This window comes from Janibacter sp. CoH_79_TC_3 (assembly GCF_058197955.1).
In genome coordinates this window covers 1-23,577 of record NZ_JBXWIV010000027.1, presented here as the reverse complement: position 1 = coordinate 23,577, position 23,577 = coordinate 1, and the positions used below count along the sequence as shown (strand labels likewise).

Genomic DNA, 23,577 nt, shown 5'->3' with positions numbered 1-23,577 from the left:
CGAGCGTCTACCAAAGAACAAGACGCTAAGCGTGCCAAAAGCGAACTCATAGCATTTGCCAACGATCATGGCCACAAAATTGCTGCCTTCTATGTCGAAAACGAATCAGGAGCTATTTTGGTGCGACCCAAGCTTATGCAGCTGATTGAAGATGCTCATAAGGGCGATGTGATCTTAGTTGAGCAGATTGATCGCTTGGCACGTTTGAACCAAGCTGATTGGGATACGCTCAAAAGAATGCTATCAGAGAAAAAGCTCTCTATCGTATCAAAAGAGCTGCCGACCTCATATATGGCGCTTCAACCTGAACGCAGTACTGAGTTTATGAGCAGTGTATTGCAAGCCATTAACGCGATGATGCTAGATATGCTCGCAGCCATTGCTCGAAAAGACTATGAGGATCGCCGTAACCGCCAGATGCAGGGTATTGCTCGTGCTAAGGCAGAAGGTAAGTATTCAGGACGTAGGAAGGATATCGAAAAGCGCAAGATTATCGCCAGTCTGCTCAAATCAGGTCATAGCTATTCTGAGATACAAGGTATGACCAAGTGCTCACGGCATCTGATTGCTGATGTGGCCAAGGAAAGACCGAAGATGCTCAGTACTCATTAAGTGGTTCTACTACGGCAGTCTACTATAAGTAGTCTGTTAATTGATTAATAAGCCTTTTTAGTTGGTTCCGCTGGGATATACCTTAACTGAAACAGTTAAACACCTTCAAATACATATATAAATTTCAAAACTGAGTACATTGATGAGGATTTTCAGAAAAAATGATAGGTATGTTTTAGTTGATATGACAGGGAATAAAAATAATTATCTATCAATAAAGCTTAGCGATAGAAAAAGTAAAACTATATTTAGAGACTTAGAAAGTAAGATTATTAATTGCAATGTCAATTCAGACATGATCCTCAATCAAGTAGAAAGGGCGTTGATTAGAATCAAACATAAGCATAAATTAGAGTTTTACATAACAGAAATTGAGTTCATATCTTCTGATAGTTTTTCAGAGGATATCTATGGGGTCGTCTCAGAAAACGGAAAATAAAGCACGCTAAGCGTGCGTGGAGGCTGGCACCCAGCGGTACAGCGTCGGAATGGACACGCCGAGGTTCTTGGCCACGTCCTTGGGCGGCACCCCGCTGGCCAGCAGCTTCTTGGCCGACTCGATCTTGCTGTCGGTCATCTTCGGCTTGCGGCCGCCTTTGCGGCCGAGCTGCTTGGCGACTTCCAGCCCGGCGCGGGTGCGCTCGACGGTCAGCTCGCGCTCCATTTCGGCAAGGCTCGCCATGACGTGGAAGAAGAACCGCCCGGATGGTGTGCCGGTGTCGATGGAGTCGGTGAGGCTCCTGAACTGGACACCGTGCTTGTGCAGATCGCCGACCAGATCGACCAGTTGCTTGACCGACCGGCCCAGCCGGTCGAGCTTCCAGACGACCAAAGTATCGCCTTCGCGCAGCATTTCGAGCGTCTTGGCCAAGCCAGGCCGGTCTGCCCGCGTGCCACTCACCTTGTCCTCGAAGACCTTTTTACATCCGGCCTTGCTCAAGGCTTCGCGTTGCAGCTCCAGGTTCTGATCCTGCGTCGAGACGCGCGCATAGCCAATCAACATGGCTTGTCTCGCGCCCGGTCGATGCGTTCCTGCATCGCCTGCATCACTTCTTCGTGGGTGTACGATCTGGCGTTGGCGTCGGTGGCTTGCCGCAGGGCTTCCTCAACCTCGCGCGTCATCCGCTCGTAATCCTCCGGCCACAGCGCTTGCTCCATGCGCAGCGACGCCTGACCCAGCAGGTGCAGCAGGCTGAACAGCCGCATGTCGTTGGTGGCGACGATGCGCTCCCGAATCTGCTCCTGAATAGCTTCGCTAGCCCGATGCGCTTGTGGTGTGGCAGTCCCCTCGTAGTCAGCGGGGAATTCCGCTTCCTCGGCAATCCTTGCCCAGGCGCTGGCCAGCGCCTCGATGGTTGACGTGCTCATTTCCGCCGCTCCTGTGCTCTTTGGCGAATCAACCGGCCAAGGGGCCTCGACGCGAAAACCAGCAGCATCACGCCTATCGGATACCAGGTCGAGAAGACCACCAAGGCATCGAAGGCTGGCCGTCCGGTGTTGGTAGGCAGTACGGCGGTCACAGCCATCAACCCGCCGACCGTCCAGATGATGCGCCACACGTAGGGCATCACGCGGGGCACGTAGCCGTCATCGAAAGCGGTCTGGTAGTAGCGGCGCAGGCCGCGCTCGGCAAGCGCCTGGCGCTGCCGCTCCGACAGCGCATCCGTCCGGCCATACCAGCGCCGGAATGGTGGACAGCGCAGCAGCAAAGGGGTGAAGAGGATCATCACCGCCACGATCGCGACACCCCACGCCATGACGGCGCCGGCATCGGGCCGCTTGGCGTTCTCGATCACGGGCGCGAAGACGCCCGGAGCACCGATCATCCAGAACAGCGCAATGTGCTGATGGAAGGAGAGCTTCATTTGCTCATCCACTTGCGCAGCAGGCGCTTTTTCAGGGAGGCGCGTTCTTGCGGGTTGCGTCCCTTGTGATTGGCGATGCGATCCGCCGTGGCGGCCTGGCGCTTGACGGGCCAGTAGGAGCGGCCATCCTTGCCCATCGACCAGACGCTGCTGGCCTGGTTTTCCAGCAGGGGCAGATGGGCGCTCAGGGCTTCGGGCGACGCGCTGGTCAGCGCCGTGCGCTCACGGGTGCGCCAGCGCTGATGCCAGAGCTTCTTGTCCTCGCGCTCGCTGCCGCAGGTCGTGTGCCCGACGATGGGTGTTTTGCGGCGGCTGCGGCTCATAACGTAGTGGTCTCCAAGAACATTCAGGACTGATCCCAGGCGTCGATGGTCAAGACCTGATCGGCAGGACAGGCGGCTACGCGGTCGGGAACTGGATGGTGTTCAGTCTCATGCCGACCCCATTCGATTGATCGCGTCGCTTGCGGCACGCTGCGACGCAAGGAGGTTTGCGACCTGGTTTAGCAGCCGTGTCCGCTGCATGTCTGTTACCTATCTCCCCGACCGCTCATTGGACCAACTCCAGAGATTGGGCTCTATCGCTCAGCCAATACGAAACCGGCATTGGCTGATGCCACAACCGAGACGAACACAAATGGCTCGGTACCTGTATTTCGCGCCCCGTGCACTTGGCCCGGTCTTGCCACGGCTATCTCACCTTCCCTGAGGGCACGAACAATCCCATTGCCCTGAAAGTAATCAGCCATTCCCGACAAAACAGTCCACGTGTCTTGGCCGTGAGGATGAATGTGAGCCGCAATTTCCTGCCCGGGATGGACATGCCAAACCACGATAATTGAGTCTCGGGTTTCAAGCACAACGGAACGAATAGGCTCGCCTTCGGACGGCTGAACATACTCGGCTACAGAAAATATTCTCGATTCAACAGTCATCGGAGATCCCTCTTTGGTGGTGTATCAGAAAGTATGCTGAGTTAATAAAGGAGAGTGACAGCCGAGGCAAGATGATATATTTGAGGTTATGAAGACACAAATACAGATCAATTGCCCCGACTGTCACAGTCCCAGTTTAAAGAAAAATGGCATAAAAAGCTATGGCAAGCAGAACTACCAGTGCAAGGACTGCAAACGCCAGTTTATTGGCGATCATGCGGTAACCTATAACGGCTGTCACTCTAGAATAGAAGATCTCAACACCTTTGCGAATCCGAGCATTGTTTGATTACTTAGCGGAAGTGCTGGGCCATATAGAAACCTGAATCAGATGGAACTGTTCGGCGACAATTAGGATGACCGGTTGACGACAATTATCTTGGCCGGTTGGGTGTCACAATAGGTACCTTGTTTTCTGTTCGGAGTTCAAGGTGCCTGGACAACATATCACCCACCGACAAGAGGAGCTGTATATGCAGCATCGCCAACAAGGCATGACTCAAGAAATCGCTGAATACGATCTGACGGCTAAGGTTAGCCAAGGGGACTCTCCTAGTGACAAGCCCGGAGTGGTTGAAGGTCTAAAACAAAGAATAAGGGCTTACAACTTTAGTAAACAAAGGACGTCATCAATAGCAGTGATATAAAAAGTTATCTTTGCCGCCCCGATAAGGCTTTACGGGGCGACTAAGTCTCACCCAACCGACAATTCCGATAGTTTCAGAATAAGCTTTGAGTTTTCTAAGATTGGAATTACTACACCACAGCACGTACTCGAGATACTACAAATAGCTTTTTGGTAGGACCGATACCGAATAAATATCCATAATACATCAGGAGAAACTTTTTTTAATTTTCTGTAACCGGTCATAAATCAGTGGCGGATAATTTGCATGATATTCACCACACTCTGGGCAATGCTCTTGTTTTAGGTACGCTTGATTGTCGAGATCTTGATAAGGAAAAACGCTGAAGAGAAGTTCGTGCTGCATAAGCGTTTTATAAAAACTCTTATGATAAGGTGCAATCTCGCTGTCTTTGATTTTGTCGAAATATAGGTCAACGCTGTTCAAAATGCTCATAATTTCTTTAACCCCGTCGAACCTTAAAATGTCGTCATCTTTGTGAATATCAACATCTAAGCTCTCTAGATCCTCAATGAAACATTTAATCGCTCGCCGGGAATGCAAAAGGATCATTTGCGACTTGCCATCAATCATCTTTTCCTGATCGTAGCTAAAATTTTTAATGTTTCTTTCGACGAACATATAAAGTTCGTGAAGCTGATTCAACTCGTGCCTCAGTTGCTCCTTCGTATATTCCTTTTCGATTTGCTGATGGAGGATGCCATTAGCGTCAATCTGAGCTTTTAACACCAGAAAGAGAAGCACTGAACCCAGAATTTGTAGAAATGGGCTTGAAATACCTCCAAGAGCATCTCCTATTTCGCCATAACCTTTCAAATATTGCAGCGGAAGAAGAGGTGCAAACAAAGGGATAAGCAGGCAAGCCGCACCACCAATGACTATGACCCAGAAAGCTATTTTGGTAACAGGAGAGTTATAGATATTCATTTTTACACCTTTTCAGAATTTTCTTTTCTGTACGCGCTAGGAGTTTTGCCAATTTTTTTCTTAAACAACTTTTGAAAGTGTTCATGTGCCGGATACCCAATGGCTTCACTCACTTCGGGAACAGACTTACCGGATTCTTTAAGCAGCTGCTTTGCTTTTTCAAGCCGACAATAGGTTAAATAATCAAGAGGTGTCATGCCTGACAGCTCCTTAAATTTGACGCTGTAGTTCGTACGCGACATCCCCGCAATCCCGGCGAGATCGTCAAGACCCCATTTTTTATCGAGACTATGATGAATAGCTTCCAAGGTTTTGCTGAGTTGCGGATTTTCGATCAGTTTGAAGAATCCAGCATTTTTATTGGATTTGTACATGTGGATTCTTAACGCTTGCACGAAGATAATTTCGGTCAGCTTTCTGACTAACGTGTTGCTTCCAGGAAGCCCTGATTTTGCTTCCTGCTCTATAATACTTAAAAGCATGGCAAGCCAAGGCGAGTGGGAGTTATCAGCACTCTTGATATGCACGACATTTGGCAGCGAATTTAAGAATGGATGATCGGGTCCGCCATTAAAACAAAAATGTCCGCAAACGACGTTGGCTTTGAGCTTGCTCTGATCACCGTATTCCAAAACTTGAGCTTCGGTGAGGTTGGCTTTAGCTCTAAATTCGACCGCAGGCTCGGCCTTGATTTTTGGTGCACTGGCCATGGTGTGCTCCATCCCTTTGAAAAAGATCAAAATATCGCCCTGCTCCGCCAATGCTTTAAGTTTAAGTTTTGGCACCTCATACCAAAACTCGCCATGAGTCACGATGTGAAATCTCGCTAGATTCTCTTCCTGCGGGAGGCTGATGCCCCAGTCTCCCGCAAATGAGGTTCTATACCAGTAGCTGCTAGTAAGCTCTACCTTATCTAAAATTTCACTGAGAACATCCATATATAGCTCCTACGTAAACTGTCCAATAGGTCATGTTATACGAACTATTGAACATATTATATCTATTTTACATGCTGTAAAGTCAGTCTAATCAGTAAGTGGATGAAAACTAAGGAGGCTTTATGAAACTAGATTATGTGATCGTTGCCGGAGGGTGTTTTTGGGGTCTCGAAGACCTCCTTAGGAGTCTGGACGGTGTGACGTCAACGAAGGTGGGCTACTCTGGCGGAGATTTTGATGATCCTACCTACGCCGATATTATAACAGGGAAAACGGGGCACGCCGAAGCGGTTCGCGTGGAATACGACCAAGACGAAATATCTCTCGAAGAGATTCTACATTACTTTTTCAAAATCCATGATCCGACTACGAAGAATCGCCAAGGAAATGATGTTGGCACTTCGTATCGCTCGGCAGCGTTCTATCGTGACGATGCACAGAAAGCGATTATCGAAAACGTGATTGATGAGGTCAATGAGATCGGTCGCTTCGAGAATCCCGTGGTCACGACGGTAGCCTTGGAAAAAGAGTTTTATGACGCTGAGGAGTATCACCAAAACTATTTGAAGAAGAATCCCCACGGGTACACGTGCCATTTTGAGAGAGATTAAACCATGAATCAAACGAAAGAGGAAAAAATGAAAGAACTTAAGAACGTTGTCATCTACACAAAAGACCATTGTCCGTTTAGTAAACGCGTGAAGGAGTACTTAACTTCTGAAAAAGTTGATTTTAAACAAATTCGCGTGGATGACGATCCCAAGACTTATGATGAGTTGAAGAAAAAAACCAACCTTCAAACTGTTCCGCAAGTTTTTGTGGATGGAAAATTCATTGGTAGCGCGACTGACTTCTTCGCGTGGATTGATAGCTAAAGAACAAACCCAAAAATAAAGGAGCAAATTTATGTTCAACTGGGAAAGCATTAACAACTATCTCGATAACGGCACTCCCGCTCCTCCTAGAAAAGTAGAAAAGAGCGAGGAAGAGTGGAAAAAAATTCTGACGCCCGCTCAATTTAATGTCATGCGGAAGAAAGGCACCGAGCGCCCTCACACTGGGGAACTCTGTTCATTTTATGAGGCAGGACGGTATGCCTGCGCGGGCTGCGACACTGAACTGTTTGATTCGAACGTTAAGTTTGATTCGGGAACAGGTTGGCCGAGTTTTTCTGAGCCCGTCGCCGACAACGTAATTCAATATGAACTGGACACGACTTACGGACGAAGAATCGAAGTGCTATGCAATGTGTGCGAAGCCCACTTAGGGCACGTTTTTCCAGATGGTCCTGAGCCCTCTGGGGCTCGATTCTGCATCAACTCGGAGTCGTTGAAGTTTGTAGAGTAATTTTAGAAAATGGAGGGGGTCGTGGGGATTAAGCTGTTCGGTCATAAGGACTGCCACAAAACCAAGATTTACCAGTCGTACTTGAAAGAAAAAGGAATCGAGTTTGATTTTTTAGATGTTCACGAAGACGACGCGGCAGCTGATGAACTGCGATCCCTTTATACTACTGGAAAGTTAAATTTCCCGACAATACTGGTTGGGACAAAGAAGCTGAGAAACCCCAAGTTCAAGGATCTCGACAAGTGGTTGGAAGCTTCGATGAAATAACGAGATCTTTTTTTTGAGGATTGTAATTAGCTTAGTAAGGAGTCAGATCAATGATTATAGCAGTTTTCCGCAGTCGTGTTGCCAAGGAGCACGGTGGGGAGTTTGAAAGAAGATACGCCGAGATGTCCGCGCTTGTCGAAGCCATTCCTGGTTACGGAAGCCATGAGCGGTTTTCTTCTCCTAACGGTGAAGATGTTCTAATTGTCGAGTTCCTTACCAGAGAAGCTTTCGATGCTTGGGATAAGCATCCCGAACACAAAAAAGCCAAGATGCTTGGCAAAGACTACATTTTTGAATCGTACGACGTGAAGGTCGGAGAAGTTTTTGAACGGCACACAAAGCCGGAGGTGAAATTATGAAAACGAGAACTACTTATGTCGTAGGTGGCGTCCGTATTCCATTTATGAAATCAATGACTGCCTATCGAGATGTCACCACGCCAGAGCTTATGACCGCTAGCCTGAAAAGTTTAGTCGAAAGATATAACTTAAAGGGCAAAGTCGTGGGTGACGTGGCTCTGGGTGCACTCATGCAAAGTTCGGCCAACTGGAACTTTGCGCGTGAAGTTGTTCAGGCTTCTGGCTTACATCCGAATACGCCAGCATATAACGTGCAGCGGGCTTGCGGTACCAGTTTAGAAACTACGATTCAGATCGCACACAAAATATCCAGCTACCAAATCGAGAGCGGTATTGCGGGCGGCGTGGATAGCAATAGCGACTTGCCAATTATGGTGACTCGTTCGTTCTCGCAGAAGCTCGTTGCATTGAATTCGGCCAGAACACTCGGCGAGAAACTAAGAATCTTTTTGAGCTTTAGGCCGAGCGATTTAAAACCCGTGCCACCCGCCGTCGTTGAACCGCGAACAGGGAAGTCAATGGGTGAACATTGTGAGTTGATGGTCAAAGAATGGAAAATTTCCCGGCAAGAGCAAGACGAGCTGGCTCTGGCAAGCCATCTGAACGCCGCGAAAGCGTACAAAGACGGCTTTTATGCCGATCTCGTTTTTCCATTTTTAGGAAAAAGTACGGATGGAATCATGCGTGGCGATACGACTTTAGAGAAGTTGGCAAAGCTAAAGCCAGCATTTGATCGATCCGAAAAAGGAACTCTGACGGCAGGCAACTCGAGTTCACTCACGGATGGCTCGTCCACCGTTCTTTTGGCTTCCGAAGAAGAGGCTAAAAAGAATAATTGGCCGCTGTTGGCCAAGATTGTGGATTCTCATACTTCTGCCGTGGATTACGTCGCTGGCGAAGGTTTGCTCATGGCTCCAACTGTGGCGGTCAGTGAATTATTGAAGCGAAACGGCTTAAAGCTTCAGGATTTTGATTTTTACGAAATTCACGAGGCGTTCGCTGGACAAGTGCTCTGCACGATGAAGGCGTGGGAGTCTGCTGAATACTGCAAAACACGTTTGGGACGATCAGAGCCTCTCGGAAAAATTGACCGCTCGAAGCTAAATGTCCGTGGAAGTAGCATTGCCCTTGGGCATCCGTTTGCGGCTACTGGCGCTAAGATCGTCGGAGTTTTAGCAAAGATACTGCACTCAGCTGGTCCTGGAAAACGTGGCCTTATCGTCGTTTGCACGGCGGGAGGAATGGGAGTGGCTACAATTCTTGAAAGTTAGGAGAAAAATATGTCGGATCTAAAAATAAATAAAGAAGACGGTGTTGAAAGCTATGAATTTGCAACCCCTGAAGCAATCGAAGAAGCATTGAAAATCGGGAAGCTTAGTCAAACGGTTTTCGGCATGGGTTGCTTTTGGGGACCGGATTCTAATTTTGGAGGGACGCAGGGAGTAGTGCAAACACGTGTTGGCTACGCTGGAGCATCAACTCTGGATCCGAGTTACCGCAACATCAACGGACACGCCGAAGTCGTCAGAGTGATCTACGATAAAGACCAAATCAGCTACAGGGAACTTCTTGGAAGTTTTGAATCATGGTCTGTTCATGGTAGAAAGCAGGGCCAGTATCGCCAGATACTTTTTGTTTTTGATCTGGAGCAAAAACAAGTAGCTGAAGAACTGATTCAAGCGATTGGAAAGGAGAAATCTCCCGAGGTGATTGAGGCCGGAGAACAAAATGGTTATTTTTGGCCCGCCGAAGATTACCATCAAAAGCATCGTCTTCGCAGAAACAAACAGCTTGTAAGTCTTGCAGAAGTAGATTTCGGTCCTCGCTGGGATGAACATCTGTATTTTACTAAATTAAATAGTACCGATAGAAAAGGCTTCAGTCTCTCAAGCTGGCTAAAAAAGTTGTCTCCGGAAATGCAGAAAGCTTACCGAATCGGTTAATCTGAAATTGCAGCTGGCTAAAGAACTCTATTTTCTATATGTAAAGAATGTGACGATCTCCTTCACATGGAGTCCAAGAGAGCATAAAAAATCTGTGTAAGTCGCATTACCCGAGACCTTCCTAAATTTTGTGTAAGTATTTAATCTAAACGTCAGTTACACAGAATCTGGGATGGTCTCGTTCCTACTGAAAACTATCTATGCTCAATAGTCTATGATCCCATTCAATAATCAATATGAACACTGATAGTGGAGCCCATCCTGGATTTTGTGTAACTTCTATTTGCTAATAGGGTATAAGAAGTTACACAGAGTTTGGGAAAGGCTTGGGTCAATATTTACTTACTTTAAAAACTCTCCCTGAAATAGCGAGGCTATCTACAACTCAACGTCTACTTTTAATCCAAGTCTTTATCCAACGCTGCTTGCATCTTCTCAATCTTTATTATTAGTTCGCCAGTCTTTTCTTGCTCAGCGCTATAGCTGGTCGATATCGTCTCATACTGCTTAAGTAGCAGCTGGTGATCTGTGTTTAGTGTCGCTTGCTGTTGCGTCAGCTGCTCATGAAGTCCTGATAGCTTATCGCGTTCAACGGTAATCGCTTTTAACTCGCCTTTAACCTCTGCAGTAGCGGTTGCGATCTCATTGCGCTCAGTGGTGACTGCTTTTAACTCTGTCTTAGCCGCTTCAAGTTCTGCACTCAAACGGGCAACCTCGGCTTTATCACTAGCAGCGTTAGCCTCAAGCGTGGCCACTCTCGATATATTGAGGTTAAGCTCTTTTGCTTGCTGATCAAAGCTACTACGCAGATCTGCAAGTTGAGCTTGAGCTGCATCTGTTTTAGCTCGTTCAAGCTCCAACTGGTGCTGAGTATCGGCCAAGATCTGCTTAAACCTATCACGTTCAGCTGTCGCCTGTTCAGCCGCTTTAGCTTTTGTCTCTGCAGTGGCCGTTACCTCGTCTAGTTGCACCAACAAATCAGCCTGCTCACCTTCTAAGGTCTTAACCGCCTCTTGCGCCTCGTCTGTCTCAGCTTGCGCCTTGGCCTTAATGCCCTCTAAGGCCTCACGATCTTTAACCAAGCGATCATTGGCGATATCAACCGCCGTCTGCCATACATCCGCACCAAGCGTCTGTAAGCGCTCAGTGATTCCACTGGGCAGCTCAACCTGTCTTAGCTGCTCTTCTTGTTGGTTATCCTGACGCCAAGACTTCATGGCTTCACTGATGGTCGTGAATGATCCACCACCCAGCGCCTTACGCACTTCGGCTAAAGTAGGTTTGATACCTTGCCCTTGCAGTTGATCAGCAGTGTTATGAACCTGTTGAATAGTGAGTGCCATAGTCATTGTCCTTAATTTTATATAAGTAGATATGTAATGTTTGTATGATATTGTATGATATTGTATGATATTGTATGATATTGTATGATATTGTATGTAGTATAATACAATATACAACATACTACAATATAGAATACAAAAAAACCTCAGGTGACTTGAGGTGTATTTTAATGTATTGAGTTGATGGTTGGCCGCAGACACGGATAGAGCATTAGTATTTGCCAAATGGTGAGGTTGGTGCGATAGTTACTCACTGAACGTTCTGAACAGTTGCACTGTACAGGGGCTAAAAACGTACTTGAACACTAGGTGAGCAATGAACATATCGGTGACAAAGGCAGCAAAACAGTGGGGTGTATCGAGAACCACTATCTATCAGAAGATCAATGATGGTGAGCTTTCCAGAACCGCTGACAAGAAAATTGATACCTCAGAGATGATCCGAGTGTTTGGTGAGCCTGTCACTAAAAAACGTACTGAACAATCAGTGAACACTAGCAATAGTACGTCCGTGAACAGTCAAAACGTACAGAACAGCACAGCACTTGAACACCAGTTAGCACTTGAAAAGATGAAGAATGAACACTTAGAGCAGCAAGTCCGTGATCAAAAACAGCTGATAGCGAATTACCAAGAGCAAATAAGTCAGCTCAACAAAACACTAGAAAAAGCCAATGCCAGTATTCATGACTTAACGCAGATCCGACTGCTAGAATTTAAAGGCACTGACCCTGAACATAGCGATCAACAATCACCGTTAGAGCCAGAGCCGCTATCTGAAAAAGAAGCCGCAGCTGCGCCCACACCTACCAAGAAAAAGAAATGGTGGAGGCCTTAATTGTTTAACAACACCGTCAAACGACTATGGCCTTGGTCCACTGTATGAGCGCTGCGGAGTCGGCACCTCTACTTTAGGTGCGTTATCTTGCGGCTCCTTAGAGGTCACATGGTTATTAACAAGCGCTAAAGGCTCAGGCGCTTTGATATCACCATATAACTTCTCGTGATACTCTTTCTTGATCTCCATACCTGTAGTCCACGTTTTTAAGTCTCGATGACCGCGAGACTCACTCGTTCTCTCATAATCTCCTTGACGACCCTCAATAAGGTGCGCTTGCTGCGACAAAGCCTTAAAATCCTTCTCATAGATAGTGCCTTTGAGCCTAACATTTCGTGTCATAGCAGGATGCGCCACGCTGATGCTGCTATTCGTTGCTCTCTTAATCGTTAACCCCATACCTTCTAGGGCATAAAGCACACTACTGCGGCCATTAAGACTACCCTCTGCTAGCCTATGCCACATTCTTCGATCAATGGCTTCTTTCAGAGCAAAAGTGTTCTTAGGGTTGGCGATGATCTCATTGTCTTCTTTTTCCTGCTCCTTCTCTTTAGACTTGGGCGGCCTATCATATGGGGTTGGACGGGGCGCATTATTCACATAAGGGTTGATTAGTCGCTTACGCTCTGGCTCATTAGGATCTGTTAGGCCATATTCTTGATTGATGATATTCTTAAACGCATTGACTCGTACCAGATCAGCGCCAGCATAAAACGGCTGCAGCCGCTTACCACTTCGCAGCTCTTGACATGGGATCACAAAGTTCAGCTCAAGCCGTCCACCCTTATCAGTATGCTCTACCCATAAAATATCGTACTGATCAGGGTCAAGACCTGTAAACAGCGTGTCTTCAAAGCGCTGCATGATGTCTTTTTTCTGCTCATCCGTGAACTCTTTGGCATCTTCGGTAAAAGACAACACCCCTGCTTTATACTTTTGCTTGAATGGTGTGGCATTGATTAGCTGCTCAGTGAGCTTAGGATCGCCGTAGAGCACCTTTGCACCCTCTCTAGGCTTACCACCCTTAGCAACCAGCAAGTAATTAATTGGACCTGCTCCTGAGCCTTTTCCACGCCTAAAAAACTTAACGATCATGATTCACCTCGCAAATGCTCATCAAGCAGCGCATTAATCAAAGATCTAATAGCGGTGATCTGTTCAAGCACATTCTCATCTACCTGTTTATTGATATTGACGTGTTTGGTGACTTGATTAAGATTAGAGCCAATGCGGCCAAGTGCGCGAACCAACTCAGGGTCAGCGGGCTTCATTGGGGTTACCCCTAACCCTAAACCTCGCATCCATCCGGCCATCGTCGTTCCTTGCTGCCGTCTTTTCAGCTTGGCCAACTCATCCTCTGTGACTCGAATCGCAATCTCTTTAGTTCTTTTTTTACCGCTAATTGGTGGCATAAGACTGGCTCCTGTTCTAGGTATAGGGGTGGTTGGGGGGTCAAGGGGGCGATAGCCCCTTTGTCAGCACCTAAGAGTGGATATTGTAGCGAAGCGGAAATAGCCCCCTCTTAGGACTGCTGGCTTAAAATAATATCATAAATGTCTATACCTAGCATAGTCGAAACTGTCTATACCTATTTATACAACAATGTCTATACCTATATAACAACAATGTCTATACCTATGATATTATGACTGTCTGTACCCATACAAAGAAGGTCGCTAGTATGAATAAAAGATCTGAAAACATGAAAAAAGTGAACACCATTCGCTCAGAGGTAACCACTGCTATGATCTATCTATTAGATGAATTAGAGGATGGTACAGGGGGTGACTATCAAGGCTTTGATAGCTGGGATATCAAAGAAGCCTATAAGCTAAAAGGACAACTAAATTCATATCGAGCACAAAAAATAACTCAGTTCCTAGGTAAAACTATTAGCAAACAAAGACTGTTGAAATATGCCAAACCCAAAGGATATATCTATACTCTCTCTAATCAAGACATTGCTCAATGGTTAAAAGACAATCAACAGGCTCTACTAAAATACTCTAAATTCAACATAGGAGTTATGACAGGTGGCCAAAAATTTAACTAACGTTTTTACTCACTGGCCACTCTTATCAATCATTAACCTCAACTCACGAAACTTTCATTTTTCAAAATTTCAAATTTTTTTTTGAACCTTTCCTCTCTCTCCCTCTTAATCAGTGTGCCCACTAGAGTATGCCCACAGCGTATGTCCACATAAGCAGCAAGGGCAACAGCGCTTGAGCTACTCCTAAAGGGCTCCGCGCTGTTGCCCTTGCTATGTGGACAACCCTGATGGACAACTCTGTGGACAACTGCTTGGAGGGAGAGAGGTTGAAGTTTTGGGCAACACTCACCCTAAAGCGCCCACAAGTAAAAACTTGCGAACCCTTTAGAGTATTGCCCTGACAACTGCCTGTCGGTCGATCGGCATCGTCTCGGGAAGTCATCACTGTATCAAGCTGACTCTGTTATGATTACGGCTGATAGCACCGCCTAGACACGCTCATAACCGCTATATAGCCGTTTCTACGCTAGCAAGGGTTAACACCCAATATACCGCTACGAATACGCTAATATAACCTCTCATTGCGTTGCTCAATATGTCTAGTAACCCCTGTCGGGAGCTTGCTTGTCACCCACGCAATGCAGTCGTCACTGAGGCCTGCCACCCATTGCTAGGGAACAGTTAAAGAGCGTTGATAGGGCGAAGGTAGCGAGCAAATAGGCGGTTTTACTGAGTAAAATTGGTAACTTACAGTAGTAATATGAGTAATTTGATTGCAAAGTAGCCTAGATTTGGCTTAAAATAGACCCTAATGGGCTTAATTGCTGGTCAAATAACGCTGTTTAGGAGCTTATTTGGTCGTTACAGTCGTTCCCCAACGTCTGTAACCGTTAATGAACATTAAACGATAAACCCCCCTATTACGTCAAGTAGTAGGGGGGTTTATTTTTTTGTTTATTAATTATCATTTTCATATTTTAAGACAATATGCAGCTTTTATCCTACACAAAGTGAATGGCCTATGTTAAAATCCGGGAATAAAACAGGATACTTTAAAAGTAGGTTACTATGAAAGATACTCAGCAATATGTTATTGAGAAACGTAAGTCATTGGGCGTTTCTCAAAAAGAATTAGCATTATTATTAGGGATGAAAGAAGCAGGCGAAAGGACGGTTCGTGGCTGGGAGAACGGTGAGCACAAACCTTCTGCTACAAGGTTAGCGAAGCTAGAAGCACTTAACAACAGCCATCCTTTTGAGCATAGTAATAAGGATAGTGATTTCACTTTTATTGATTTGTTTGCAGGTATTGGCGGTATACGTCTGCCGTTTCAAAAACAGGGCGGTGAGTGTGTTTTCACCAGTGAGATTGATAAACATGCTCAAAAGACCTACTTTGCTAATTATGGAGAGTATCCAAGTGGGGATATTACCCAAATTCAGGCCAAAGATATTCCAGATCATGACTTACTTTTAGCTGGTTTTCCTTGCCAAGCGTTCTCACAAGCAGGTCTAAAACAAGGCTTTAAAGACACACGTGGCACTATGTTTTTTGAGATTCAGCGGATTTTAGCTGAAAAACGACCAAAAATGTTTTTACTAGAAAACGTGAAGCGACTCAGAACTGATAAGAAAGGGGAAACCTTTCAAACCATCTACGATATTTTGACTGGGCAGCATAAGGACAGCATACCTGATGATGTTCCTATGAGTGAGGAAGCCCGAGAGGCTCTATCTCATAAGCTAAATTATTGGGTAGGATATGCTGTGTTAAGGGCTGCGGACTTTGGTGCGCCACAAAATAGAGAGCGTATTTTTATCGTAGGTTTTAATAAGGATTATTTTGATAAAGTCGAAAATTTTGACGAGCTATTTAGTTTCCCTAAGCCTACTCATAGCAAAACCCGTGTTGGGGATATATTAGAAGATGTGCCAGCTGATGATACGGTCTATACCATATCCGATAACCTATGGGCTGGTCATCAAAAAAGAAAGGATCAACACATAAACAAAGGTAACGGCTTTGGTTACAGCTTATTTAACCATGACAGTGAGTACACCAATACCATTAGCGCACGTTACTATAAAGATGGTTCAGAAGCTTTGATCGACCAATCCCAATATGGGAAGAACCCAAGAATGCTAACTCCTCGAGAATGCGCTAGATTACAAGGCTTTCCCGAGGAATTTTTGACGGATGCAGTATCTAAGACACAAGCGTATAAACAGTTTGGTAACTCTGTTTGCGTCAAGGTCATTGAGGCGGTGGCAGAGCAAATGGTATCAACATTCCATAAAGCTGAGGCGATTCAGAAACAAGCTGATTTATTGGCTGTTGTCTAAAAATCCTGGGAATGGCGGATATGTTCGAGTAATTAAAGAGTCCCAATGGTTGTTATTAGCACGCCATTGGGAGTAGTTACGAGCGTTTCCTACGTACATACCGCTATCAAAGAAAACCACACCTTTTTCTACAAGCTTAATCCAATTATCGAAGATCATTGGCTCACCAAAAGCGATTTGGTTGTAACAGCCGTCTTTGCCTTTATTGCACTTGAACCAACCATGATGGCCAAACTTCTTTGTCAGTTTGCTATTCAAATTATCTCTATCCCAACGGGCTAGGATAACTCCCTCTTGTTGTAGGCTTGGTGGGACTATATTTGCTTTATCAGGGCGAGGATCTTTTGAATAGTTATAGACGATGATTATGTTCTTTGCATCATCAAAAACCATTTCTGAGCCGTTATAGGTTGATGGGGAGTTAAAATTAGGAATTGGACTACCTGACCATGAGTAACGGCCACCCTTTTCTACATTGGGCTTACCAAAAACCTCCATAAACTGCGTACGATCAAGATCGACTTCTTTGTCTTTAAAGATATAGTAATTAGCACTCCAGTCCCCGAAAGTGGTCTTACTACCAGTAGAGTTTTTCATCTCATAGCCGTATAAGTCAGGCTCGTTGTTGGCATTCGCGGCTATGCCCATTTGCCGTTCTAGCCAGTGGCCCGCTTTTCCATCATGGCGCTGATTAAAGCCGTCAATATTGGGCGATCTACCGTAAACATTCTCTTTGAAAAGCTTGATAATTTTTATTTCTTCATTTGAAATATTGGATTGCATTAAGAATTCTCTCTATTGCACATATTATGAAAGTTAGTCGTTAATTACTCAAAAAGCCATGATGTTATACACCATTTGAGAAACTTTAGACAAATTTACCTAATAAACAATCGTCTGTAGTTAACTGTGCGTGCTAGTATGCGTATTATAATTATAACTGAGGGAATAACTGTGCTAGAGAGAATTCTATTAATAGAAAATACTGGTAATTACTGTCGAGTTCAGGCTGGTCAAATTGCATTTTCTGATGTAAATATCATTTACGGTGAAAATAGAAATGGTAAAAGCACACTCTGCGATATATTTTATTCACTTTGTTTAGATGAGCCGCAACTGATAATTGACAGAAAGTCGATTATCCCACGAAGAGAGCCATCTCAAGTACAACAAAATATAAGAGTTAAGTTTAGTGGTCAGAGAGAGCCTGTAGAGTTCCTAAATAATGCTTGGACATCCAAGATCCCTGAATGTTCTGCGTTATACGTTTTCGATCAAAATTTTATTCATCGTAACGTCATGACTGGTATGTCGTATAGTCGAGAAAACTCCACCAATATATCAAGTTTTATTTTAGGTGAGAATTCAGAAAAATTTGTCGTATTAGAATCAAAAAATCAAAAAATTAGAGATGATAAAAAGTCATTAGGTATTATTACCAATAGATTCAACTCACATAATATTAATAATATTGATACGTTTATAACATTGCCCTTATCAGATAAAACAGTTGAAGAGCTTAATGAAGAAATACAAAGCTGTAAGCGGTTGCAACAAGAATTAAATACTCAAATTTATAATGTAACTCAAGTTACTAGTAGAACGAATCTTGAAACTATCCCTAGACATAAAGCTATTAATACAGACTTACAATCTATAAATGAATGTTTAGCTTTAAATATGGAAAATATACATCAAGCCTCTAAAGCTGCTGTAAATGCACATAAAAAAAATATAGATAATACAGACACCTTTGACGGCTGGGCAGCTCGAGGTGTAATACATCTAAAAGATGGTTGTCCTTTCTGTGGACAAGAGTTAGAAGAAGGAGCTTCTGCCTTAATTGACAGTTACAAAACAGCTTTTAATAACAGCTTCCAGACCTTTATATCTAGCACTAGAACTAACGTAAATAAAATACAAAGAAACACGCTGATCAATTCAGATGTAGAAAGGATTAAAAAGCAACATGAACGGAATTTAGCATGTCTAGAGACATACGTTGAAGAAGATATCAGAAAAATTCTGAATGAACAGAGTTTCATACAATTATTATCAGAAAGTTTTCAGCATATAAACCATACCTTGACCAACCTATATCTTATTAACGATAAGTTTGCCAAGATTGTTAATACTGCACTAACTATTAAACTAGAAGCTCCTTATAACGCGATTGACGCTATAGATTTTACTGAGCTACTAAACGTATTCTCTGAGTTCGATGAATCAATTACTCAATACAACGCAATAACAACAGCCATTAATAATGAACTCACTCAATTCAAAGGATCACAAGATGCTACAGCGCTAAGGGAGTCTAAGAATGTTGAGGCCAGAAAAGAAGTCGCTTTAGAAAATACAAAGAGACGGCTTGTGCTAAATACGGATTGCATAAACTTTTCCAATTTAAACGATACTATTAACCGCGACTTAGCTGCTTATAACACAGAAAAAGCTGCTTTAGAAGCTGATCAAGAGCTTTTTTTGGATACCTATTTTAATGAAATAAACAGTCTTTTTCGTCGTATTGGTTCAAGTGATTTTGATATATCCAGAAGTATCAATCGTATTGGTGCTAGAACCGTCTATGATTTAAAAGTATCTTTCAAAGGCAAGGAGATAGATAAAGCTAAATTCCACTGCTTATTTAGTGAATCAGATCGTCGATCTTTAGCTCTTTGTATTTTCCTTGCTAAAATAAATCAGCTTCCTGTTGATGAAAAAGAAAAAGCTATTCTAGTTATGGATGACCCTGTAACTAGTTTTGATAATGAAAGAATTTCCAATATATTGCAAATATTGCAAACCCTAGAAGCTTCTACCAAACAAATAATTATCACTACACATTACAAAGGAATGGCTTCAGCTGTAATGAAAAAGTTTAATGAGGCTAAAGCCTTAAAGATAGTTCAAACAGTAAATGGTTCAATAATAGAAGAAACCACTAAAGCTGAAATGACAGCAACTGCACATGACGAAAGATACACTGAGATTATGGATTTCGTTGAGTTTAGGACTCAAGACAACAAAATAACTAAGTTACGACAATTTGTTGAAGATGAAATGAGGCAGCGTTATAAGCTGCCACTCACAGTACTTAATTTGAATGAGAGAACATCGTTTAATGACTGTATAGTAGCTTTGGAGGAAAATGGCCATATTAGTAATCGCGCGGCTGTATTACTTCATGATTACAGAACATCATTAAATATCCCATCACACGAACTAGAACTCAGATCGCTTGAAGGTGATAGAAATTATGCAAAAGCCATGATGGAATTCATATACAACGACCTTTAGTTATACAGCAGAACAATATGTTTTGGTTTAAGGGGCATCAGTTCCCCTTAAACCATCATAGGAAGTATACCCTAGCGAACCAGTCAAATGCTTCCACTGGTTCGGTACCCTAGTGAGGACTTGAACGCTAAACTGTGGGTTAATGGTATTAACGTTTTAACTTGCTGAGATAAGCACAGTGTACTTCATGGTGTACTTACCACACATATTCTATTAGTGATTGGTGCGATTCAGGTTAAGGAGAGATGCGCCGCTATTCGTTTTCCCCATTCAGAGTTAGAAATGAAGCCAATATTTTCTGACTTTATTTCTTCTAAAATAGTATAACAAGCACTAAGCTGGTTAATAGTATTAATGATCTCAGTTTTTTGACGTTTCGCTTCAGTAAGTTTTTCGGAAATAGTAATTAAATCTTTATCAATATTGAGAGTGCCATTGAAATGATCATTAAGGTATCTTTTAAATTCATTAAGAGTAAAACCGATGGCTTGTGCGTCTTTAATCATTTTAATACGCTCAATACATTCAGGATGAAATTCGGTGTATAGGCGTGATCCTGCTTGGCGTTTTCGAGATTTCAGTAGCCCCATCTCATCGTAATGACGAATAGTATCTTTGGTTGTGTTAGCTTGTGTTGCTAAAGCTCCTATTAATAAGAATGATGTATCAGATTCCATACTATAACCTTAAAAATATAATTTTTATCTAGTTTTAAATAACTATACCGCAACCTATAAAATACTATTGGCTTCTGAATATGGTGTACCCCAAAACAGACGTAGGGCTTGTTCTGTTGGTCTAAAAAATAGTAAAACCTTTAGTTTTCCAGAGCCTACCACTCAAAGCTTCATTACCTGTGAACAGGCGATTGGTGATTTGCCTAATGAAACTATTGGAGATGTTGAGGGCTATTCCATTGAAGCCCAAATTAACTATCAGCGACTAATGCGAATGGATAGCAATATTTCATATTTTTTTGTTTTCTGTGCTGACACAAAACCGCCTTTCAAGGCAACGCCTTAGTATCAATATCACGGTTACGAGGTAGGGTAAGATAAGGGAAACGGCTCACCTTGGCCCGTATCTTTTTTTGTCGTTTGCTTGGATTACCCCAGATAACTTCTAAGGTGGTACCTTCGATAGCATACTCGGTTTCAATAACCGCCAAAGAAATCATACGACGGTAATAAAACGAATAAATACGTCCGCTTGAAATACCTATACTGCGACTATCTATCTGCACCTCATCTGCCACAACAATAGAACTCTGCGTTGTCCAAATAAGATTGGCTGGGAATTCCATAAACTCAAAAGGCTCACCAGACTCAAAATAAGAGGCATAGATATCCTTAATATCGTCCGCATACCATTCAAGCGTTACAATTTTTTTTGCTTGCTGCTGCATGGCAACTTCAAGGGCGGCTCTGCCAACGAAGTCATGATCAAAGGTGATCATATGCCCCCAACCTAAATCGATAGGGTTAAAATAACGACGGGTGATATCGACACCTGCACTGCCTGGCAGTTTGGCAAGCAAAGCATCGTATTTGCCATTTAGATAGTCCATAAAGTCTTCATCTTGGGTCCAAGCAGGTAAAAAGTGGATAAAGGCTTGGGCAAAACCATTTTCCGTATGATTCATACCATAAGCACGCATCCCTAGACGAACTAAGTTAAACGGTTGTCCTGCTGCCATTAAGGCTTGGTAAACCAACGGAGCATCTTTGATATCCCCATGCACCTCATATGCCAGTGTGCCTGCTACGCCCAACCGAAAAATCCGCACAGCAACACCTGTTGGTGGTAGTTCATCCCCGTAGATATGCACTGTGCGATGCCAAATAAATTTAATATCGCTGAGGGATTCTTGGGTGGCTGCCTCGAGAATTTTCAAAGATAAGGAACCACCCAGTTGGAACAGAAAGGTTTTGCCTGTCAAATCTTCAATATTGACATCATAGTTGCCACGACTGGCAATGTATTCTAGGTAAGGTGATAAAAAATATGATACGAACGCATTATCCTCTGTGCGAAGCAGCATACCATCCGCCATCACATTACCCTTATAGTTACACATCACGGCATGCTTTGATGCACCAACGCTAAATCGGCTAAAATCGTTGATACAATGATCGCGAAACAATGTTAATGCATCGGGTCCTGTGATGCGTGCAGGCATTGGTGGGTTTAGCCCAGCGTGCAAGTAACAGCTCTCTTTCCATGAAAGGACTTCTGTTTTCCAGTCCATAAATTGATAGGGATAAAGATGCCCAAACGCCACATTGTAATCGGCAACGTCTTTAAAAAAAGGAATATAAGGGCTATAGGGAATAGTATTCTCTTGCTTCATGAGTGACTCCCGTCATTAAGTAGCATGCGTCATCTCAAGTAATTGCTGTTTAAGGGCATGTAAATCTTTTTTGGCAGTGAGCTTGCCGCCGTGTAATAAATGGGTGAACCAAATGCCATCGGCTGCCATTCTGACTACTTCAAGCTGTAGGCTGTTATCGGTCTTTTGATGCTTCACCATACGCCCTGCCATCCACACATCCCAACGCTCAACTAGCTCAGGTCTGGCACACAGCGAAAATGTCAAAGCTGAAGACAATCTATCATCAATACAGGCAAAAAAAGTGGCATGGATATAGGCTCTAGTAAAACGACCGTAATCGCCTGTATCTTTATCTAATAAGTCGTCAAGCAACTTGTCAAGCATCGCTAATTCACGGTCAAATACAGCTCCAATTAGAGCCTTTTTATTGGGAAAATGATGAAATAAAGCCCCTTTAGTGACCCCTGCCTCAGTTGCCACCTTATCAATACTTACCCCTGCAAAGCCGCACGTGGTCATTAAACTTGCGGTACTTTGTAATAAGCGATGCCGCACCATCTCAGGATTTTTTTTTGGTCTATTCAGATTAGTCATTAGCTATGCCCACTCATTTTAGAAAAGCCATTAATCACTACTACCCCAATCACAATCAGTGCAATACCTACAATAGCTGCCATATCTGGTTTTTGCTTAAAGACCAAGACGCCAATAACCACTGTTAAGATAATCCCGAGACCACCCCAAGTTGCATAAGCAATGCCAATGGGTAAGGTGCGTAATGCCTGTGCTAGCATAAAAAATGACGCTACAAAAAACACCCCGCAGATAAGAGTCGGCACAAGGCGAGTGAAATGCTCAGATTTGCCTAAAAACGTAGTACCGATGACTTCAAATACGATGGCAAAAAACAGAGCAGCATAGGATAAAAGCGAGTTCATAAAATTAACCAGTAGGAAAAAACCCTATTATACATACCAACTGGTTGGTATACATAATAAAATTTGTGAATTTTTTATGTTAAATTTCCTTAATGGGTCAGCATAGAATCCGGAAAGATTATAACGCTAAGTGATTTATTTGAGTTGATGAGCTGAAAGCAAAGCTTTTAAGTCATCTTGTTTTATTTAAGTATATTACTGGTTTTTCCCTGTACAGAACCTGACGGGACTTGAAGTAGTGACACTACCTGCATTGATATTTACATGTGCAATAATTGGTGTAATGATATATGTCATTATGGCAGGCTATGCTCGACAATGATTAAAAAGCCCAAAATCTCGTTAGAATTTCAACTGAGCTGGCACATCGTTTATGGGACTTGCAGGAACTTGGCTAGTGGTCAAAAGTTAAGAAGTTTTACAGTTGCTATATACGGTTTACCTTCAGCTAAATTGATATCAGGTCTGTGAATAGAGTATACCCCAAGGGAACCAGCTATTTCACCACTCAAACGTATTAACAGACCACTTAAAACAGACTGCTATAATGGAACCACTTATAACAGACTATTTTAGGTGTTTATGTTTATCAGAGCGTATCTACGAGCGTCTACCAAAGAACAAGACGCTAAGCGTGCCAAAAGCGAACTC

Annotated in this window: 28 protein-coding genes and 2 pseudogenes; 15 read left to right on the top strand and 15 right to left on the bottom strand. The window is 43.7% G+C overall.

The window, feature by feature from the left end:
• Positions 1-612 (top strand): recombinase family protein (locus AC2FA3_RS14150; RefSeq protein WP_490510129.1); only part of this gene is annotated, 612 nt, incomplete at its 5' end.
• A 445-nt stretch (positions 613-1,057) separates the two neighbouring features.
• On the opposite strand, the gene AC2FA3_RS14145 is transcribed toward AC2FA3_RS14150, so the two are convergent.
• From AC2FA3_RS14145 to AC2FA3_RS14125, 5 genes are all read right to left on the bottom strand, one after another.
• Positions 1,058-1,615 carry a recombinase family protein gene (locus AC2FA3_RS14145; protein WP_003100847.1) on the bottom strand — a complete coding sequence of 186 codons (558 nt, stop codon included), beginning with the start codon at positions 1,613-1,615 and terminating at the stop codon, positions 1,058-1,060.
• On the bottom strand, positions 1,609-1,980 hold the full coding sequence (locus AC2FA3_RS14140) for a hypothetical protein (protein WP_003100853.1): 372 nt from the start codon (positions 1,978-1,980) through the stop codon (positions 1,609-1,611). Before AC2FA3_RS14140 ends, AC2FA3_RS14145 begins: the two co-directional genes overlap by 7 nt.
• Positions 1,977-2,477, bottom strand: coding sequence for a hypothetical protein (locus AC2FA3_RS14135; protein ID WP_003100856.1), 501 nt, complete (start codon positions 2,475-2,477; stop codon positions 1,977-1,979). Before AC2FA3_RS14135 ends, AC2FA3_RS14140 begins: the two co-directional genes overlap by 4 nt.
• Positions 2,474-2,800 (bottom strand): hypothetical protein, encoded by a 327-nt coding sequence (locus tag AC2FA3_RS14130; protein ID WP_003100858.1) that lies wholly within the window; start codon positions 2,798-2,800, stop codon positions 2,474-2,476. Before AC2FA3_RS14130 ends, AC2FA3_RS14135 begins: the two co-directional genes overlap by 4 nt.
• A 254-nt stretch (positions 2,801-3,054) precedes the next feature.
• A complete protein-coding gene (locus AC2FA3_RS14125) occupies positions 3,055-3,411 on the bottom strand; it encodes a cupin domain-containing protein (RefSeq protein WP_003465043.1) in 357 nt (118 codons plus the stop codon).
• Between the two features lie 88 nt (positions 3,412-3,499).
• On the opposite strand from AC2FA3_RS14125, the pseudogene AC2FA3_RS14120 reads away from it, so the two are divergent.
• Together AC2FA3_RS14120 and AC2FA3_RS14115 are read left to right on the top strand one after the other, a co-directional pair.
• Positions 3,500-3,661: pseudogene (locus AC2FA3_RS14120) on the top strand (IS1/IS1595 family N-terminal zinc-binding domain-containing protein); the annotation flags it as partial.
• Positions 3,662-3,884: 223 nt separating this feature from the next.
• Positions 3,885-4,058, top strand: a complete 174-nt coding sequence (locus tag AC2FA3_RS14115; protein ID WP_443559407.1) for a hypothetical protein — start codon at positions 3,885-3,887, stop codon at positions 4,056-4,058.
• 186 nt (positions 4,059-4,244) lie between these two features.
• Here AC2FA3_RS14115 and AC2FA3_RS14110 read toward each other — a convergent pair whose 3' ends face one another.
• Together AC2FA3_RS14110 and AC2FA3_RS14105 are read right to left on the bottom strand one after the other, a co-directional pair.
• Complete coding sequence (locus AC2FA3_RS14110) at positions 4,245-4,985, bottom strand: hypothetical protein (protein WP_004911216.1); 741 nt, start codon at positions 4,983-4,985, stop codon at positions 4,245-4,247.
• Between the two features lie 2 nt (positions 4,986-4,987).
• On the bottom strand, positions 4,988-5,923 hold the full coding sequence (locus AC2FA3_RS14105) for an AraC family transcriptional regulator (protein WP_002123001.1): 936 nt from the start codon (positions 5,921-5,923) through the stop codon (positions 4,988-4,990).
• Positions 5,924-6,045: 122 nt separating this feature from the next.
• Between AC2FA3_RS14105 and msrA the strand changes: the two genes are divergently transcribed.
• From msrA to AC2FA3_RS14070, 7 genes are read left to right on the top strand one after another with little or no spacing between them, the layout of a single operon-like run.
• Positions 6,046-6,534, top strand: a complete 489-nt coding sequence (msrA, locus tag AC2FA3_RS14100; RefSeq protein ID WP_000762837.1) for a peptide-methionine (S)-S-oxide reductase MsrA — start codon at positions 6,046-6,048, stop codon at positions 6,532-6,534.
• Positions 6,535-6,537: 3 nt separating this feature from the next.
• Positions 6,538-6,798 (top strand): glutaredoxin, encoded by a 261-nt coding sequence (locus tag AC2FA3_RS14095; RefSeq protein WP_001076938.1) that lies wholly within the window; start codon positions 6,538-6,540, stop codon positions 6,796-6,798.
• Positions 6,799-6,829: 31 nt separating this feature from the next.
• Positions 6,830-7,270, top strand: a complete 441-nt coding sequence (msrB, locus tag AC2FA3_RS14090; RefSeq protein ID WP_000483554.1) for a peptide-methionine (R)-S-oxide reductase MsrB — start codon at positions 6,830-6,832, stop codon at positions 7,268-7,270.
• Positions 7,271-7,291: 21 nt separating this feature from the next.
• Complete coding sequence (locus AC2FA3_RS14085; protein WP_025467194.1) at positions 7,292-7,537, top strand: glutaredoxin family protein; 246 nt, start codon at positions 7,292-7,294, stop codon at positions 7,535-7,537.
• A 50-nt stretch (positions 7,538-7,587) separates the two neighbouring features.
• Positions 7,588-7,896 (top strand): antibiotic biosynthesis monooxygenase family protein, encoded by a 309-nt coding sequence (locus AC2FA3_RS14080; RefSeq protein ID WP_002122973.1) that lies wholly within the window; start codon positions 7,588-7,590, stop codon positions 7,894-7,896.
• On the top strand, positions 7,893-9,167 hold the full coding sequence (locus tag AC2FA3_RS14075; RefSeq protein ID WP_069453486.1) for an acetyl-CoA C-acetyltransferase: 1,275 nt from the start codon (positions 7,893-7,895) through the stop codon (positions 9,165-9,167). Before AC2FA3_RS14080 ends, AC2FA3_RS14075 begins: the two co-directional genes overlap by 4 nt.
• Positions 9,168-9,176: 9 nt before the next feature.
• Positions 9,177-9,839, top strand: coding sequence for a peptide-methionine (S)-S-oxide reductase MsrA (locus AC2FA3_RS14070; protein ID WP_218690699.1), 663 nt, complete (start codon positions 9,177-9,179; stop codon positions 9,837-9,839).
• Between the two features lie 398 nt (positions 9,840-10,237).
• Here AC2FA3_RS14070 and AC2FA3_RS14065 read toward each other — a convergent pair whose 3' ends face one another.
• Positions 10,238-11,182, bottom strand: coding sequence for a DNA-binding protein (locus AC2FA3_RS14065; RefSeq protein ID WP_218690700.1), 945 nt, complete (start codon positions 11,180-11,182; stop codon positions 10,238-10,240).
• 316 nt (positions 11,183-11,498) lie between these two features.
• Between AC2FA3_RS14065 and AC2FA3_RS14060 the strand changes: the two genes are divergently transcribed.
• On the top strand, positions 11,499-12,020 hold the full coding sequence (locus AC2FA3_RS14060) for a plasmid replication DNA-binding protein (RefSeq protein ID WP_443529655.1): 522 nt from the start codon (positions 11,499-11,501) through the stop codon (positions 12,018-12,020).
• A 24-nt stretch (positions 12,021-12,044) separates the two neighbouring features.
• Here the strand turns inward: AC2FA3_RS14060 and AC2FA3_RS14055 are convergent, their stop codons facing one another.
• A complete protein-coding gene (locus AC2FA3_RS14055; protein WP_490510128.1) occupies positions 12,045-13,115 on the bottom strand; it encodes a relaxase family protein in 1,071 nt (356 codons plus the stop codon).
• Positions 13,112-13,432, bottom strand: coding sequence for a plasmid mobilization protein (locus AC2FA3_RS14050; protein ID WP_100750148.1), 321 nt, complete (start codon positions 13,430-13,432; stop codon positions 13,112-13,114). Before AC2FA3_RS14050 ends, AC2FA3_RS14055 begins: the two co-directional genes overlap by 4 nt.
• A 269-nt stretch (positions 13,433-13,701) precedes the next feature.
• Here AC2FA3_RS14050 and AC2FA3_RS14045 point away from each other — a divergent pair, with 269 nt between their 5' ends.
• On the top strand, positions 13,702-14,073 hold the full coding sequence (locus AC2FA3_RS14045) for a hypothetical protein (protein WP_490510127.1): 372 nt from the start codon (positions 13,702-13,704) through the stop codon (positions 14,071-14,073).
• A gap of 1,008 nt (positions 14,074-15,081) precedes the next feature.
• Positions 15,082-16,356 (top strand): DNA cytosine methyltransferase, encoded by a 1,275-nt coding sequence (locus AC2FA3_RS14040; protein WP_490510126.1) that lies wholly within the window; start codon positions 15,082-15,084, stop codon positions 16,354-16,356.
• Here the strand turns inward: AC2FA3_RS14040 and AC2FA3_RS14035 are convergent.
• Positions 16,339-17,139, bottom strand: a complete 801-nt coding sequence (locus tag AC2FA3_RS14035; protein ID WP_490510125.1) for an LlaMI family restriction endonuclease — start codon at positions 17,137-17,139, stop codon at positions 16,339-16,341. The genes AC2FA3_RS14040 and AC2FA3_RS14035 overlap by 18 nt on opposite strands.
• Positions 17,140-17,277: 138 nt before the next feature.
• Here AC2FA3_RS14035 and AC2FA3_RS14030 point away from each other — a divergent pair, with 138 nt between their 5' ends.
• Positions 17,278-19,656, top strand: coding sequence for an AAA family ATPase (locus AC2FA3_RS14030; RefSeq protein ID WP_490510124.1), 2,379 nt, complete (start codon positions 17,278-17,280; stop codon positions 19,654-19,656).
• Positions 19,657-19,886: 230 nt separating this feature from the next.
• Here the strand turns inward: AC2FA3_RS14030 and AC2FA3_RS14025 are convergent, their stop codons facing one another.
• Positions 19,887-20,333 carry a MerR family transcriptional regulator gene (locus tag AC2FA3_RS14025; RefSeq protein WP_100750144.1) on the bottom strand — a complete coding sequence of 149 codons (447 nt, stop codon included), beginning with the start codon at positions 20,331-20,333 and terminating at the stop codon, positions 19,887-19,889.
• A 52-nt stretch (positions 20,334-20,385) separates the two neighbouring features.
• Between AC2FA3_RS14025 and AC2FA3_RS14020 the strand changes: the two are divergent.
• Positions 20,386-20,679, top strand: a pseudogene (locus AC2FA3_RS14020) (DNA cytosine methyltransferase); the annotation flags it as partial.
• Here AC2FA3_RS14020 and AC2FA3_RS14015 read toward each other — a convergent pair.
• Genes AC2FA3_RS14015 through AC2FA3_RS14005 form a run of 3 tightly spaced genes read right to left on the bottom strand, consistent with a single transcriptional unit; the run spans position 20,663 to position 22,926 of the window.
• Positions 20,663-22,006, bottom strand: a complete 1,344-nt coding sequence (locus AC2FA3_RS14015) for a hypothetical protein (protein WP_490510123.1) — start codon at positions 22,004-22,006, stop codon at positions 20,663-20,665. The pseudogene AC2FA3_RS14020 and the gene AC2FA3_RS14015 overlap by 17 nt on opposite strands.
• A gap of 15 nt (positions 22,007-22,021) precedes the next feature.
• The gene (locus tag AC2FA3_RS14010) at positions 22,022-22,582 is read right to left on the bottom strand and encodes a TetR/AcrR family transcriptional regulator (RefSeq protein ID WP_490510122.1); all 561 of its coding nucleotides are present in this window, start codon (positions 22,580-22,582) and stop codon (positions 22,022-22,024) included.
• Positions 22,582-22,926 carry a DMT family transporter gene (locus AC2FA3_RS14005; RefSeq protein WP_313475094.1) on the bottom strand — a complete coding sequence of 115 codons (345 nt, stop codon included), beginning with the start codon at positions 22,924-22,926 and terminating at the stop codon, positions 22,582-22,584. Before AC2FA3_RS14005 ends, AC2FA3_RS14010 begins: the two co-directional genes overlap by 1 nt.
• Positions 22,927-23,577 lie beyond the last annotated feature (651 nt).